11 protein-coding genes are annotated in these 16,118 nt (G+C 46.8%); 6 read left to right on the forward strand and 5 right to left on the reverse strand.

The window, feature by feature from the left end; all coding sequences use genetic code 11:
* Nucleotides 1–148 precede the first annotated feature (148 nt).
* The 5 genes from ACM6JA_RS30195 to ACM6JA_RS30215 all read left to right on the forward strand — a co-directional run bounded on the left by ACM6JA_RS30195 (nucleotide 149) and on the right by ACM6JA_RS30215 (nucleotide 4,666).
* Entirely contained in the window at nucleotides 149–1,246 is a 1,098-nt protein-coding gene (locus tag ACM6JA_RS30195) for a nitric oxide synthase oxygenase (RefSeq protein WP_414855376.1), read from the forward strand.
* A 100-nt stretch (nucleotides 1,247–1,346) separates the two neighbouring features.
* Nucleotides 1,347–1,934 carry an RNA polymerase sigma factor gene (locus ACM6JA_RS30200; RefSeq protein WP_414855378.1) on the forward strand — a complete coding sequence of 196 codons (588 nt, stop codon included), beginning with the start codon at nucleotides 1,347–1,349 and terminating at the stop codon, nucleotides 1,932–1,934.
* A 55-nt stretch (nucleotides 1,935–1,989) separates the two neighbouring features.
* The gene (locus ACM6JA_RS30205) at nucleotides 1,990–2,838 is read left to right on the forward strand and encodes a hypothetical protein (protein WP_414855379.1); all 849 of its coding nucleotides are present in this window, start codon (nucleotides 1,990–1,992) and stop codon (nucleotides 2,836–2,838) included.
* Nucleotides 2,839–3,039: 201 nt separating this feature from the next.
* Entirely contained in the window at nucleotides 3,040–3,444 is a 405-nt protein-coding gene (locus ACM6JA_RS30210; RefSeq protein ID WP_414855380.1) for a hypothetical protein, read from the forward strand.
* A 256-nt stretch (nucleotides 3,445–3,700) separates the two neighbouring features.
* A complete protein-coding gene (locus ACM6JA_RS30215; RefSeq protein ID WP_414855524.1) occupies nucleotides 3,701–4,666 on the forward strand; it encodes an iron-hydroxamate ABC transporter substrate-binding protein in 966 nt (321 codons plus the stop codon).
* Nucleotides 4,667–4,735: 69 nt separating this feature from the next.
* Here the strand turns inward: ACM6JA_RS30215 and ACM6JA_RS30220 are convergent, their stop codons facing one another.
* Nucleotides 4,736–6,358, reverse strand: coding sequence for a family 10 glycosylhydrolase (locus ACM6JA_RS30220; RefSeq protein ID WP_414855381.1), 1,623 nt, complete (start codon nucleotides 6,356–6,358; stop codon nucleotides 4,736–4,738).
* Between the two features lie 218 nt (nucleotides 6,359–6,576).
* Here ACM6JA_RS30220 and ACM6JA_RS30225 point away from each other — a divergent pair, with 218 nt between their 5' ends.
* Complete coding sequence (locus tag ACM6JA_RS30225; protein ID WP_414855382.1) at nucleotides 6,577–7,527, forward strand: lipase/acyltransferase domain-containing protein; 951 nt, start codon at nucleotides 6,577–6,579, stop codon at nucleotides 7,525–7,527.
* Nucleotides 7,528–7,580: 53 nt separating this feature from the next.
* On the opposite strand, the gene ACM6JA_RS30230 is transcribed toward ACM6JA_RS30225, so the two are convergent.
* The 4 genes from ACM6JA_RS30230 to ACM6JA_RS30245 all read right to left on the reverse strand — a co-directional run bounded on the left by ACM6JA_RS30230 (nucleotide 7,581) and on the right by ACM6JA_RS30245 (nucleotide 16,113).
* A complete protein-coding gene (locus tag ACM6JA_RS30230; protein WP_414855383.1) occupies nucleotides 7,581–12,611 on the reverse strand; it encodes a collagen binding domain-containing protein in 5,031 nt (1,676 codons plus the stop codon).
* A 55-nt stretch (nucleotides 12,612–12,666) separates the two neighbouring features.
* Nucleotides 12,667–13,284: a class D sortase gene (locus ACM6JA_RS30235; RefSeq protein ID WP_414855525.1), complete on the reverse strand. Its 618-nt coding sequence runs from the start codon at nucleotides 13,282–13,284 to the stop codon at nucleotides 12,667–12,669.
* Nucleotides 13,285–13,566: 282 nt separating this feature from the next.
* A complete protein-coding gene (locus ACM6JA_RS30240) occupies nucleotides 13,567–14,199 on the reverse strand; it encodes a LysE family translocator (protein WP_414855384.1) in 633 nt (210 codons plus the stop codon).
* Between the two features lie 150 nt (nucleotides 14,200–14,349).
* A complete protein-coding gene (locus tag ACM6JA_RS30245; RefSeq protein WP_414855385.1) occupies nucleotides 14,350–16,113 on the reverse strand; it encodes an SH3 domain-containing protein in 1,764 nt (587 codons plus the stop codon).
* Nucleotides 16,114–16,118 lie beyond the last annotated feature (5 nt).

The raw sequence follows: 16,118 nt of genomic DNA on the forward strand, positions 1-16,118 counted from the left end.
TTTTCCGTAAGTGATTCTTACAGATATGTGTCCATATGCCTACATGATTGGTAATCAAGCCCGAGTAATTTTATAATGTAGGTAACAAAAATCTACGATGAAGAAAATAACAGCGAAGTGACACCCTTCAGCGTGAAAAGAGGGTAATATGGAACCCATTCAATTGATGGAAGCGGCAGAGCAATTTATCCGGACATGCTATCGTGAACTGGACAAGACAACGGACGAAACCGAGCAACGGCTACAAGAAGTACGACAGCTGGTTCATCAGCAGGGATACTATGAGCATACGGCTGAGGAGCTTCGGCACGGAGCAAAAATGGCCTGGCGCAATAGCAATCGATGTATTGGGCGATTCTTTTGGGAATCGTTACTTGTGATAGATGAGCGGCACGTCGAAACAGAAGAAGAGATGGCGCAGGCCATGCTCCGACACATAGACTTTGCCACCAATGACGGGAAAATTCGCCCGACCATCACGGTTTTTGCACCTGCTGTAGCAGGCAGAGCTCCCATGCGCATCTGGAATGACCAGCTAATTCGCTACGCGGGATACGAGACAGAGCACGGCGTATTGGGTGATCCAGTTTCGCTTTCGCTGACGAAGCTATGTGAGAGCTTGGGATGGCAAGGGAAAGGCACAAACTACGACGTTTTGCCGCTTGTCGTGCAAATTGGAGATCGGACGCCGCAGTTTTTTGAGATTCCTCAGGAGCTGGTCTTGGAGGTACCGATTGTGCATCCCGATTTGCCGGGCTTTGCTGATATGGAATTGCAATGGTATGGGGTTCCTATTGTTTCGAATATGCGCATGGAGATTGGCGGTATCGACTATTTGGCCGCGCCTTTTAACGGTTGGTACATGGGAACGGAGATTGGTGCGCGCAATTTCGCTGACCAAGAGCGATACAACATGCTGCCAAAGGTCGCAGAGGTCATGGGGCTCGATACGAGCAAGGAAGCGACACTTTGGAGAGACAAAGCGCTCATCGAGCTGAACGTAGCCGTCCTGCATTCCTTCAAGGAAAAAGGAGTATCGATTGTCGATCACCATACCGCGAGCCAGCAATTCAAGCGATTTGAGGAAAGAGAAGAGAAATGTGGTCGACCCGTTACTGGTGACTGGACATGGCTGGTTCCACCGATCTCCGGAACAGCTACACACATTTTCCACAGTCTGTACGATAACACAAACCATACGCCGAATTTCTTTTACCAGGAAAAGCCTGCACTCGGCAAAAAATAAGGTCTTCAAATGTCGCGAACATGCTTCGCGGCATTTTTTTGCGTGCGATGTCACATACAGGGTGATATGGTGCGTTATACCAGTTGGAAGGAGGGAGAGAGTGGACACGAAACAGATAGAAGAACTCGTGGGTGAGATCATTCAGGGTGAGGATGACCGCTACGCTATCATTATGAAAAGCTACCAAACCCCGATATTTCACTACTGCTATCACATCTTGGGGAATCGATGCGAAGCGGAAGATGCCACACAGGAGGTCTTCTTCAAGGCTTATCGCAACTTGAAAAAATACAGTCCAATTATGCCGTTCGCAGCTTGGCTTTATAAAATAGCCTATCACCACTGCATCGATCTCATCAGAAAAAGGAAATGGACAAAATTGTTGCCATTTTTGATGCAGGACAAAGAGTCTCAATCAGACATCGAGCGGCATATTGAAAATATTTATTTCAGTGAGGATGTATTTCTTGCCATGCAGACACTCTCGGTAGAGGAAAGAACGCTTCTCTTGCTGCGAGGCGTGGAAGAAAAGACGTACGAGGAAATTTCCTTGATCATGAACAAAAACACTGCGAGTCTGCGCAAAAAATTCGAGCGTACGGCATCGAAGTTCCGATCCGCTTATTCTCCTTTAGGGAAGGGAGGGTCAGCTCACGATGAGTCGAAACAAATCGCACGAGAGTATTAAGGACCTGTTCAACGACCCGCGCATCCCGCAGGAGATTGATATTAACCATCAAGTAATGACAAAAATCAAACGAGAGAAGGAGAGATTTTTTGTGAAGTACAAGGTGAGCATATTAGTCGCTATTGGTTTGATCGCAAGTATTTCATCGGGCTATGCTGCTGTCCAGTTCTATCAGTTGAAGGATGAAAAAGGCGAAGTTATTTATCAGCAGAAAGATATCTCCCAAATCCCGGAAAAACAAAAAGTTGTCAAGGAGTTAGATCCTGAAACAAAGAAATATCAAGATAAACGTTCGGAAATTACTAGAAGCATGGAGCCTGGAACTGCCGCAGCCGTTTACATTGCCGTCCACAATCCCCAAAAAGCGGTTGCAACGCTCTATAGAGCATTTGAATTTGCCAATTTGGCTGATCTACACAAGAAAGTGGGAGGGCAGATATTTGTGCCTGAGATATTGCCAGGGGGTTATTCCTTTGAGGATGCCAGCCTCACATTTGACATCAAGAGAGAGTATGACAAGGAAGCTTTGTACAAAAAGGCAGAGCAAGAGAAAAAGGAATATGTTATTCAGCCATTGGAATGGACAAATGAGCTGGACACGCTATATGCGACATATAAGTCTGGGAAAAACTATATAAATTTGAACATCTCCAATTATGAAGATGTAGAAGACAGTACAACTTATGTAATAAATCAGGATGAACAGCAAAAAGAGATAATTAAAGTAGGGCAAATCGAAGTGCTGTATACAGAAGAAGCTAGTAAAGACGGGGTTGACAAGAACATCGTCTGGATCATGGAATACGCTGGAAAGAAGATGCAGTATGAAGTAGTCGCTACTGGTGATGTATTGAGTAAAGGAAACATCAGTGAGTTTGTAAATGCCATGATGCCGAAAAAATAAAGCTACCAATGTCGCGAACATGTTTCGCGGCATTTTTTGTGGCGAATTGTGAAGTGTATCTCAGAGAACTGAGAATGCACGATGAGTTAAGGAAAATTTTAGTTTTACCCCAATATTTTGTTTAACATTTCCTCTTACCCTAGATTTAGCAAGAAGAGATTTACTTGCACATAAAAAAGGAAATGAAAAGGAGCGAGACCAATGAAAAAGAAATGGATGACAACTGCATCAGCTTTGTTACTTACAGGGGTGATTGGTACTGTTATACCGTATGCAACCACAACAGCAGATGCAAAAGTAAACGTAGCGGAAAAAAGTAACCTAGACCTAACGATTGCATTCGTTTTTTCTAAGGATGGCCAGTCAGTAACCATTAAAGACAGTCAGCTAGGTGAGCACAAGGCTACGGTTAAAGATCTCTCCGAGAAGTTAGGTATCAAGGCAGATGATCTTAATCTATCTTCATATATGATTGAAATGAAACCAAATGCGACAGGCAGCAAGATTGTTGTCAAAGAAACCTCCTTTAAAGGTGAAGTGAAAGAGTATGAGACCAGCGATAATGATGTCCTCATGCTGTTCGGTCTTCACAAAGTAACCCAATAAGTTGGTAAGGTACTGTGGCACGACTCACCATTCAAAGTCTCAACTCCCCTTATGTGAATAAAAATAAGGGTCCTCACCCCCAAAATGAATAAACATAGCTACCAATGTCGCGAACATGCTTCGCGGCATTTTTTTTGACGGATTGTAAAGGGTATCTCGGAGAACGAAAAAGATGGGCAGGGCAAGCTCTTTATGCTAAAATTCACGAGAATGATTATCAATTTCAAGTATCATTGAAGGAGAGGTTCTCTTGAGAATGAGAAAATCAGGCTTAGATAAGATCATAATGGCAGCCCTTATTATGGTCATAATCAGCATGTTATCGGCCTGCGAACAGACACGAGCCAATCCAACTGCTCAACCTGCGCAGGAAAGTTCGAGTAACGAGAGTAATAATGAATATATCACCTACCAGGCATTTAATGGCACAGTGAGAATTCCTAAGGACCCAAAAAGGGCTGTGATACTTGCAGACAGCTATGTTGGACATTTTCTGACACTGGGGATCAAGCCTATCGGTATCACGGACCATGCTATGGGAAACCCGTATTTTAAAGGGAAGCTGGATGGTATCGAAAGCGTGGGCGACGGAACATCGCTAGAAAAAGTACTGGAGATGAATCCTGATTTACTTATTGTGTTTGAAGGGGATCAGAATATTGAGCAGTTCACCAAAATAGCTCCAACGGTAGTGATTCCATACGGTAAGAAGTCAATTCGCGAAGAACTGCGGGAGTTTGGCAAAATGACAGGAAGAGAAGACAAGGCGAATGAGTGGATTGCCGAATGGGACAAGAAAATAACTGAGGCAAAACCCAAGGTGCAAGCAGCGGTAGGAGATAAAACCGTTTCGATTCTGCAGCCATACGCCAAGGGGATCTATGCGTTTGGGCACAACTTCGGAAGGGGTGGAGACATCCTTTACGGCGAATTCCAGTTGAAGGCTCCGAATGCCGTACAAAAAGAAACCATTGATAGCAATACCGGCTGGGCGGAGGTCTCACTTGAAACACTGCCGGACTTTGCGGGAGACTACATTTTTACCAGTGCATGGTCTGGAGATGATGCCAATCCGGAGAGTGTATACAGTACAAACGTTTGGAAAGGCTTGTCGGCAGTAAAAAATAACCAGGTTTTTCAGGTTGATCAGAAAGGCTCCTATTTTAATGACCCGATCTCCTTGGAAGCGCAACTCAAGTTCATTGTAGAAAAATTAACGTAGAAGAAAAACCCCCGAAACACATGTAGCAAGTTTGCTCTGCTACGAGTATTCGGGGGTTTTTTTATTTATCTAGCGGTTGTAATAACTGCTAAGAGCTGGGAGCAGTCCTAATGGGTTTTTCCGCAAGTCCTTGGCACTAAAGAAAATGCTGCCCTGAACCTGAGGAACCATCGCGTTGTAATTCAACTGGTTGATAATCTCCTGGGCACTCTGCCAGCCTGCCTCAGCCGTTCCCAGCTTGTAAGGGGAATGACCGACGTAGAGCTTGACGTTCGTCCCTTGTACTTCGTTTGCCCACCAAGTAACGAGCTTGTCGTATTGGGCAGGGGCGAAGGAAAAGCTCCAATAAATTTGCGGAGTCACATAATCGATCCATCCTTGTTGAATCCACGTGCGCACATCGGCAAACATGTGGTCATAAGCAGTAACGCCAGCTTTTGTATCGGAGCCAGTCGGATCGACGTTGCTGTTGCGCCATACACCGAATGGACTGATCCCGAATTGAACGTGAGGCTTGACGCTCTTGATGGACTGATTCAATTGTTGAACAAACTGATTGATATTATCGCGGCGCCAGTCTGCTTTGGACACGATTTTTTTGCTGTTGTAAGCCTTGAATGCTGCATCGTCTGCAAAGGCGACATTGGAAGGATAGAAATAATCATCCAGATGGACACCATCGATGTCGTAGCGCTGCACGACTTCCATTACTTCATTGATAATTTGCTGACGTGCCGCCGGAACACCCGGATTGATGTACAGCTTTTTGTTGGCATTCACAATCCAGTCAGGGTGCTGCTTGATCACGTGATTCGCTGGCAATTGGTCTGTTTTTGCATCCGTAGTGGCGCGGAACGGGTTGAACCAAGCATGGAATTGCATCCCACGTCTATGCGTTTCTTCTACCATAAAGGCAAGCGGGTCGTAGCCAGGATCTTTCCCTGGAGTTCCCGTCAAAAATCTCGACCATGGAGTGAGTGTAGACGGATACAGAGCATCTCCAGATGGACGCACTTGCACGAAAACAGCGTTCATTCCCATGGCTTGCAGCTCATCGAGCAGTTGTATGTATTCTTGTTGCTGTTTCGCTGGGTTTGCGTAAGAACCGGAAGATGGCCAGTCCAAGTTGTAGACCGTAGATATCCATACCCCACGCAAATCTCCGTTTGTCACGACAGGTGTGCCGGGTTCCATTCCGCCAGTTTCACTCAATACATCCTGTGGTGGCGGAGTCATGGTAGCGACGTTGCCGCTTTGCAGGCGAATGGTTCTTGTTTTGTCTTCCCATTTTACCGCAAGGCCCAACTGCTCAGAGACAAAACGCAGCGGGACCATGATTCTTCCTTGTTTGTTCTGAACGGAAGCATCGAGTGGGATGCTGTTGTTGTTCACGAGAGCGTTCTTCTGATTAGCCGTCATGGACAACAAGGTATCTTGCTTGCTGATCGTTGCGGTTTGAGACTTTGGCTCCCAATTTACTTCGGCTCCCAGATTTTCGCCGATCACTCGCATAGGGACCATCGTTACGTTTGCTTTTGGAATAATGTACGGAGCGACGTCACTTTTGATTTGTTGCCCGTCCAAATAGATGCTGATGCCAGAGGATGTCTGCGCGGCCTGCACGGATATCCCCATCGTTGGAATACATAGTACGAACATTAGCAAAAGCATAAACCACTTGCGTACTTTCATTTTTGCCAATCCTCCGACAAGATAGATTTGCTTAATACATTAGCCAATTCGTTAGACGCTTTATTATATCGCTTTGTTTCGCTCAAGTGGGAAGTTTCGGCAAAAAATGACGAGACTCATCGAAGCAAGGGAACCACCCAAGCTGCTCTGGCATAGGCAAAAGCATAAGTTGTTTTCCTTCTGGTCATGGGACAAAAGAGAGGGAAAGGAGTGCAAGCATGAGTTCTTTTCTTGCGCCAAAGGCACCGATTGTTTTTGTTCCGGGGCTGTTTGGGTCGATGAGTGATCAAATTATTCCGGGTACTGGTGACTGGGGCTTCGGGTTTGCCCGAACGGCTTACGAGCCATTTATCCGTTTGCTTGGAAAAATGGGTTACCCCCTCAATGAACAATTGTTTGTAGCCTTTTATGATTGGCGAAGGCAGATAGATATTTCAGCCGAGCGCTTTTTGCTGCCTGTCATCGAGCGAGCGAAGCAAACGACAGGTTCCCCTTATGTCAATCTCATTTGCCATAGCATGGGGGGCCTTGTTGCTAGAGCCTATGTCCAGAGCGAATTTTATCAAAACGATGTGGATCAGCTGCTCATTTTTGCGACTCCCAACGCAGGATCGCCTGTCGCCTACAGCTATTGGGCAGGAGGGAAGCTGCCGCGCTCGGTTTCTGCCAAAAGAAATGTCGTGGAGCTATACATGAACGTATATCTGGCCTATTTGGAGCAAAGCATCCCTTTTCATCGTATACAAGCTATTCACAGACACTTTCCCAGTCTCCTTGATCTCACCCCGTCAGCAGCATATGGCGATTATTTGCTGGAGAAAAAACAGGGGGTAGAAGCCTTCGTACCTTATGAACAGATAGTCGTGAAAAATCAATACATGGACTACTTGAACGCAACGATGGGGATTATCGCGGCCCGCAATATTCGCGTCACGCTGGTAGCTGGCATCGGACACGAAACGATTCATTACCTGCGAACAGTCCCTTCGCTGTCTCCCGATAAATGGGTCGATGGCAGAGTAGTGGGTTCGATCAATAGTGACGCTGGGGATGGGAGTGTCATGGCAAACAGTGTATTCGCGCTGGAAGGTGAGCGTTATTACGTAGAGGCGACACATCTGGAGATTTTGTATAAAAGTGAACCGCTTCTCCGGCAATTGCTAGAGTAGGGAAAAAAGAGGACCAAGCCGGGAAAATCCCTGGACTTGGTCCTTTAGATGAGCTACGCTTTCTTGTTTCTGCGATACATGATCGAAATACCGATCAAGATCGAAACGATACCTGCAACGATTGGGAGTGGGTTAGCCTGTTCTCCAGTCTGAGGCAAAACTTTACCTGTAGATGGAGATTCGTTGTTGGTTTCCAAGACGTTGGAGTTATTGGCAGCTCCAGAATCGTTCGGTTTGGTCGTATTTCCTGTTTGATTCAACTCTCCTGAAGTGTTGGGGTTCGTAGTGTTGTTGTTGTTGTTGTTTGCATCAGGAGTGCCAGGTTGATCTGGGTTACCAGGTTGATCTGGGTTACCAGGTTGATCTGGGTTACCAGGTTGGTCCGGTTTGCCAGGTTGGTCTGGGTTGCCAGGTTGGTCCGGTTTGCCAGGTTGGTCTGGGTTGCCAGGTTGGTCCGGTTTGCTAGGTTTATCTGGTTTATCTGGTTTATCCGGTTTCTCTGGCTTTTCCGGTTTAGGCTCTGGCTTAGGTTCTGGTTTAGGCTCAGGCTCAGGCTTAGGCTCTGGCTTTGGTTCAGGCTTCGGTTCAGGTTTTGGCTCAGGATTTCCGCCTCCACCGCCACCACCGCCGCCACCACCGGAGGTCACGTCATTTTCGACCGTCACCAGCACATGGTCGCCAGCTACTTGGTTTCTTTTAATCTCGAACTCGATTGGCTTGCTGCTTTTTACATAACCAGCAGGTGCCTTCGTCTCGATAAACTCATACTTGCCTGGATTCAGGCCTTCGACAATCAGCTCTCCGTTGCCATCTGTAGTCAGCTCTGTAAGCTCCTGACCGTTCATGTCTTTGGCTACCTTACCATTTTCATCGCGGAGCGTAAATTCGGCTCCTTTGAGCTTATGGTTTGGGTATCCCGTTCTAACTTTGGTCAGTTTCACAGATCCTGGGTTCAATCTGTTGGTCAACGTGAGAGAGGTCGTGCCTTCATCTGTCACTTCGAATTTCAGTGGATCAGCCAGCTCATAATCAGCAAGAGCTTTTGTTTCCACGAGCTGGTAGAATCCTGCTTTCAGGTTCTCGAGGAGAAGGATACCGTCCTTATCCGTTGTGAGTCCACTTTTCAGTACTTTCCCGTCAGCATCTTGAAGCTCAAAGGTTACGCCAGGAAGTGGCTCTTTGGTGTAGTGGTCCACTTTCAGCAATTGAACAGACCCGATATTTTTGGCGTTCTTTTTCGTAAGGGTCACAATTTCTGTCTGGTTGGAGGCGATTTTGAATGAAATAGGAGTCGCATCCAATTTGTATCCCTTCGGAGCTTTCGTTTCGACTAGCTGATAGTTTCCTTCAGCCAGATCGCCTTTGGAGACTTTTCCATCAGAGCCGGTTGTCAGCTCAGTGATCGTTTCGTATGCTCCGCCCTTTTCAACCTGTAGATTGAAGACAGCGCCTTCCAGCGTTTTGCCAGCATTCTCCGCGTCAACTTTGGTTAACTCAAATCCTTGACGGAGCAGCTTGTTGTCTATGGTCATTTCGATTGTAACTGGAACAGCTGGGTCAGCACCTGCAGGAGCCTTTAACGTAATGTCTTTTCCGTTTCTGTACTCGTCTGCGATGACGTAGCCAACAGGAGCGGATAGTTCTTTTAGCTTGTACGCTTTAAATTTGTAGCCTTTGAAGGTGGCTATGCCATTTTCATCGGTCACGACTGTTTCCAGCAAGGTTTTCCCTGCCTTGTCGTACAGACCAAACGTGGCGCCTGCCAATGCTTTTTTTGTATCGGCGTCTGTTTTGACGATTTTCAAGTCGCCTTTACCAGGTGTGCCGGCTCCGCCACCAGCACCGGACAAGCTGACTTTGATACCCTCTTGTCCGTCTTTACCTTTACCTACAACTGTTTTCCCTGCAAAAGAGGCTTCGTTTTTGATGATCTCTCCATTATCAGCATTGATAAAGGAACGGTACTCCAGGATGTAGGCAGTGTGCAGATCGTTTTTGAAAGTCAGTTTAAAGGTGTTGCCGACTACTTCTAACGTGTAGTCCTCGGAGGTCATTTCTTTTCCGATAGCCAGAGCACCGGATTCAGAGACGATTGTCGTAAAGAGTTTGAAGGAGTCTTTCATCAGAATTTGATTGCTGGACAGTGTATCGGTCAATACAGCACCTGCCGAAATATGAGACTGGCTCGGATTGATTCTTACTGTCCATGTTGCATACTCTGAATCTGCTCCTGTACCTTGTACGCCTGCTTTGAGTACGTATTGCCCACCGTATGTCGGTCTGACGGTCGTCTTGCCTTTATAGAGTGGAGTGCCTGTTATGTCACTATCATGCAGAGTGGCATTGTTTTCGTACACTTCTCCGACAGGCAGATCAGCCAAACTGGTTGTGTACGTGATGCGATAGGCCGAGTCGATCTGGCCAAGATGCAGTTCAAAACCGTTGGTTAATGGATCGAATTTGATAGGAACAACTGGTCCTTCGACCACTTTCACGCCGTCTGCTCCACCTGTAAGCAGCAACTTATGCACTCGTAACGAGTCCTTCACAAAAGTTTGTTCTCCGGTATAAAAATCCCGGATGATCGCGTTGTTAATCTTGTGAAGGTTATAGTTCACATCGATTGTCCACGTGATTTCTTTTGTGCGGGCGTCGTATTTACCTGTTTTGTTGCCGTTATTGCTGGTGTAGTTGTCTGGTTTAACAGTAGCGGATTTCGTGATAGGGTCTTGTGCTTTCCCGTTTTCCTTCCAATTCAGTTCAGCCATGTTTTTGTACACGGATGGACGGTCCTTGGAAGTAGGATCGAATTTCGTCAGGTACGTAATGACTAGACCTTTTGTGACTGGTTTTTGGAAGGTAATCTTGAATCCTTCTTCGTATTTTGGATTCGGAGAGATGCTGTAGTCTTTGTCAGGACCTTCTTCCAAATCCTTTGACCAATCGTGGATCTTTACTTTGTCAGGAAGAAGAGTCAGCCCTTGACCCGCAAAACTGTCGGTAATGACGACTTCATCCATCACCTGATTGTCGTCGTTTAGACTAAGCGTCCATTCGATCGTTTTATCCAGGTAGTTCACTTTTTCTTTTTTGGCGTTTTTCCAGAAGATTGCTTGATTGATCTCTCTGGATGCATCTTTTTTGGTTCCATCATAGATCTCTACTTCATTTTTCACGAGGTAGCTGTCTTGGTGGACCCGATTTTTGGCTTTGGTTTGGTAGGTGATTTCGTAAGCAGCCGACACGTCATGGTCAAACTCCAAGCGGAAGCCGGTGGCCGATGGGGTTACGTTGTACTCTGTGATGGCAGCCCCGTCTTTTGTTCCGTTTCCGTTGTCACCAATGGTCATTTTATGAACGGTAAAGGAATCATTCACGAGCTCTTGATGGCTCGTATCGAAGCGATCCTCGAGCCACGCATCGCTTTGCTTGATCAGTTTTTCATTGTAGTTGTACTGAATAGCCCAGGTGATCGTTTGTTTGTTGTAATCGTAGTTAATCGCCTTTTTGTTCAAAGGCTGGCTGAATCGGACAGAGACATTCGCGGAATCGATTAAATCCTTTGGAAGGTTCGTTCCTGTGACAGTGGCTTTATTCGTGTAGGTTGTATCTGTCGTACCGGTGACGTTGGTCTTGTACGCGACGCGATAAGCACTGTCGATGTCGCCAAAGTTAATTTTGAACCCGTTTCCTTCTGTCAATTTCTCAGGAGTGAAGGTGGTTACCTCAGCCTTTGGATTAACAGAGCCATTCAACTGAACTTCTAATGGGAAGACCTTAATCGAGCTCATGTCGATATCCAGACCGCTTGGAAGCTCATCCGTAAAGATAGCGCCTTTAATCGGATTTTCACTTAGGTTAAAATCGACGGTCCAGTCGAGATAGCTAGGATTCATGCCCTTGTTTGCTTTTCCGTTCTTGTCGATTTCATTGTTGTTTTTGCCTTTGAAATGGACAGAGATCGGGGCGATGCCATCGAATTTGAAATCGATCTCCTGTCTCGTGCCACCCTCAAACTTTTTCTCATCGAATTCCCGCCACACATAGAATGTTCCGTCAATGATCTCAGCGCCTTCATTGATGGCATCACTGAAAGTGAAGGTGACGGTGCCGGTTCCGGTGCCGTCTGTTGTCACTTCATAGGTGCCGTAGCCTCCGTTCAGATCTCCGGTCAAAATGCGATCGGTCCTAAACTTATCTGGGAGAGGGAAGGTAAAGGTGGCACCTTCAGAGTAAGGATGTCCAGCAGGGATTTGCCAGGTGAAATCAACTTGAACACGCGAGCCCTGATCGGGGCGGATGTCTTCAATGTTGTTTCCGTCTTTGTCCTTCATGACTACGCTGGTGATGATGTTGTCTTTGATGATGTTGTCTTCAGGGTCTGGAACTGGTACCGGTACCTCTGGTAGAGGAACTGGTGGTTCAACAGGTGGCGTAGTCGGAGTTCCTGTGCCCGGATCGGTAGGAGTTCCAGTGCCCGGATCGGTAGGAGTTCCTGTGCCTGGATCAGTAGGAGTTCCTGTGCCCGGATCAGTAGGAGTTCCTGTGCCCGGATCGGTAGGAGTTCCTGTGCCCGGATCAGTAGGAGTTCCTGTGCCCGGATCAGTAGGAGTTCCTGTGCCCGGATCGGTAGGAGTTCCTGTGCCCGGATCGGTAGGAGTTCCAGTGCCCGGATCGGTAGGAGTTCCAGTGCCCGGATCAGTAGGAGTTCCAGTGCCTGGATCAGTAGGAGTTCCAGTGCCTGGATCAGTAGGAGTTCCAGTGCCTGGATCAGTAGGAGTTCCTGTGCCTGGATCAGTAGGAGTTCCAGTGCCTGGATCAGTAGGAGTTCCAGTGCCTGGATCAGTAGGAGTTCCAGTGCCTGGATCAGTAGGAGTTCCAGTGCCCGGATCGGTAGGAGTTCCTGTGACCGGATCGGTAGGAGTTCCTGTGACCGGATCAGTAGGGTTGCCCGTGCCTGGCTCCCCACTATTGCCTACGACAACCTCACCTTGTGTTTGCGCATACGAGGTTGTCGTGAAACTGAAAAAGTTTTGGATGATGAGCAAAAGTGCCACCACAACGATCCAAGATTTCCTTTGCATATGCTCCTCCTGTACTAAATAAAAACTAGCTCATTCCGTCTTTCGGTAGGAAGTGTTAGGGCTGAGATGAAGTCGTTTGTTTCCATTCAGCTTGAACGATCAGTCTGTCCTTCGGATCTTTTGCTCCAACAGGGGTGCATGTGACCAAAGTGATCAATGGCTTCTTTTGATCCTCTAGAACTTCTACTTGTGTACGATCTACGACAAAGGCTTTCACGACAACGAATTGGTAGGTCGCCGTTTTGGTCTTGATCTCAATCTCATCGTTAGGTGCTAGTTCGTCCAAGCGATTGAATTGCTTACCGTGAGTAATCCCGCGATGGCCTGCCAGTCCAACATTGTTCACACCGAATTCCTTGTCTGGCTCGATCAGGCCAACCCCTTTACTCAAGGCATGCTTGTCCGCGCCTTCAAAAATCATCATTTCCAGATCAATTTTGGGAATCCGAATCACGCCTCTGGCACCTTCCAACATAGCGAGCGGCTCTTGTATCTGAGGAGCTGGTGGGTCCTCGAATGCAGCCGTTTCTATTTGCTCGCTGACGTCGCTCAGTTGTTCGAACGCTTCGATGAGCTGTTCTTGCTTTTGTGCAGATACCGCCGTTTCCCATTGAGGATAGAAAAGGAGGAATAAGCCTGCCAGGATAAACCCAGCACTTAACAGCACTCGCACATTCTTCAACTCCCTTTTCGCACCGTTAACTCAATTCATCTTTCCCCCCTTGTCCTGATTTTTATTTACACTAAACTTTTTTCGGCAAGGGCATTCGTTCCAATTGTGAAAAAATGCCTAGAGATATCATAATCTTTCGACCTAAACAATTTCTGAACATGAAAAAAGCCAGAGGAGAAAGAATCTCCTGACTGGCTTTTTTGGTCCTTATTTTATTGTTAATAGGCAACGCTTTTCGAAACAAATCCAACTAAGACGTTCCCGTTTGCATCGATGGTGGAGCTAAGGATTCGCTTTCGCCCGCAACAGATTCAACCCCATCCCGATAAAAACAATCCCCGTCAGCTTGTTGAGAATGACAGAGAACCTCTGATTATTGCGCAATTTTTGCGTAGCGAAGGAAGCAAACAAGGCGAGGAGACTACACCAGATGCCACCTGTAACGGTAAAAGTAAGGCCAAGAATAAGGAAAGGGAGAGGTCCGGCTTCCGTCGCACTCACAAATTGCGGGAGGAAGGCGATGAAAAACAGGGCGACCTTTGGATTCGTGACACTTGTCAGGATTGCTTGCAGATAGACCTTTTCACCCTTCAGCTTCTTGGAATCGGCTGAATCAAAAGCTGGTGATTCCTTCGTCATCAGCATCCGAATGCCCAAATAGACGAGATAGGCGACCCCCAATATTTTGACGATGTTAAAAAGCACGATGGATTGCGCCAAAAGGAGCGACAAGCCGAAGGCAGCCAAGAGTGTGTGAATGAGTGAGCCTGTCAAAATGCCGAGAACCGAAAGAATACCTGCCTGTTTTCCTTGCGAAATGCTGCGGGTGATGATGTACATCGTGTCTGAGCCGGGTATCAGGTTCAACATGATTGCGGTCATCAGAAATGCTTCATAATGAACGATTCCAAACATCGCTTCTCACTCCTTACCTATCTATAAAATAAAAATAGATTATAGAATAATCTGACACCTAACGCAATGTGAAAAAATGAGAAAAAGCTCCTGACGCAGATCAAAAAGGAGCGTCATGATCGCGAGGGGAGCTCAATTTTCGCAGACTGATTACGGCGTTGAATCGGTAGCGCGTATCCAGCCTTCTTTTCCATCAAACACAATCTGGTACCAGCCATTCAGATCTGCGATGACTTGGAAGGAACCATCTGCTACTATTTGACCGATCTTCTCGTATTCTTCACCGGGACCTGCAAAAACATCGATTTTTTGAGTGGCAGGGGGAGTTTGATTCGTCGCTTCTGTCGACTCGTCGGCAGGGGAAGTCGTTTCTCCTGACTCAGTTCCCTCGGTGGTTTCTTCGGAACTTTCATCCAGGTCAGCTAGCTTTTCAATGTAAGCCAAGCCATTGTCCTCGAGCTTGAACAAAGCGATTTCGTTTTCCCCTTTGCCTACCGGATTTTTCATAATCAGATGCTCGGAGTCTTCTACACTGAGTTCATCCGCCTCGACCGAAAAGCGTTTTTCAAGAGTCTCTTTTGTCAAATTCGGAGACAGTGCCGTGTAGGCGTTAGCACGTTCCTTGCCGGAAGCACTCACGATAATCACAGGCTTTTCTTTACTCCCGAGAGTATCGTCGATCTTCGCCTTAGCCGATTTCATGTCCACATCCAGCGACTGATCCAGATAGAGGAGCGAGTCATTTGGCATTTTCGCTGCGAAGTAAAGACGTTGATCTGCCTCAGAGAGTCCAAATGCGTAAAGCTGTGCTCCCCAGCGATCTGTGCCGGAGAGCATATCGGTGAACGTTCTGTCTGGATATCTCAATTGCAATAAACGTGTTGGATCGTATTCCAACCAGAGCTTTTCTAGATCGGACAGGAGTGTAGCCGTATCCTGGAGCGGATTCAACTGTTCGTACAATTCACGCGCTTTGGTGAACTCGAACGACTTGATGTATTGTTCTGCCTGCTTGAGCTTGCCTTCCAGATAGCGGGTGATCGAATCGAGGACAGGTGAATCACTGGACAGCACATCCTCAATTTTTCGATAGGCGGCTGCCATGTCAACGAAGGCACTCAAATCCTTCGATCGAATGACTTCCTTTATTTCAGCTAGCGCATACTTTTCCAACTGACCCACTAACCAATCTGTCTCGATACCCAGTTTTTCGTAATGGCGTATGCTTGTAGCCGTTTTGGTGATGACTTCTTCAAAAGGAGCCGAAGCAATCAGCGCCCGCAGCTTTGTCTTTTCATAGTTCTGGAACAAGGACGAGAGCTCAGCCTGCTTCTTCTTTTTGCCGCCGTAGTATTCATCTGGAATGGCAAGGAGTGTTTCGATGAAAGATTCGTCCTGATAGTTTTCCTTTTCGAGATTCGATTGTGCCTGCGCCTTGGCTGTTTGCAAGGCATTCAAGTAATAATCGGAAAAGCTCTTATCCATACCCAAATGAGCGGACAATTGCTGGAAAAACATCGCCGGTACGTCCTTTTGATTCTGGTATTTCTGTTTGACTGCTTTGTATTGTTCATAGACTGCACCGACTTCTGCGACCTTCTTCTCCGAAATGGCAGAACGTGAATACTGGTGAAGCCCTTCCAGCTCGGTGCGGATAGCAGTCAGTTGGAACATGATGGAATTCCATTCGTCATCCCCGTAGGACAGAACAGCCATATCATGCGCACGAGAAAAGGTTTCCTCGGCTTGCAGCAAGTTCTTTTGTTCATAAAACGCCTTTGCCTGTTTATACAATGTAATCTGCTTGTACCCGAATCCGAGCTTGAACAGAACGGCGATCAGACCCAAGGCAAAGAGTCCGAGAAAAATATTACGGACCCAGAGGGACCTATGATAGGGAGAGATAGGCAACATAAAAG

This window comes from Brevibacillus sp. IT-7CA2 (assembly GCF_949767855.1).
GTDB lineage: Bacteria > Bacillota > Bacilli > Brevibacillales > Brevibacillaceae > Brevibacillus.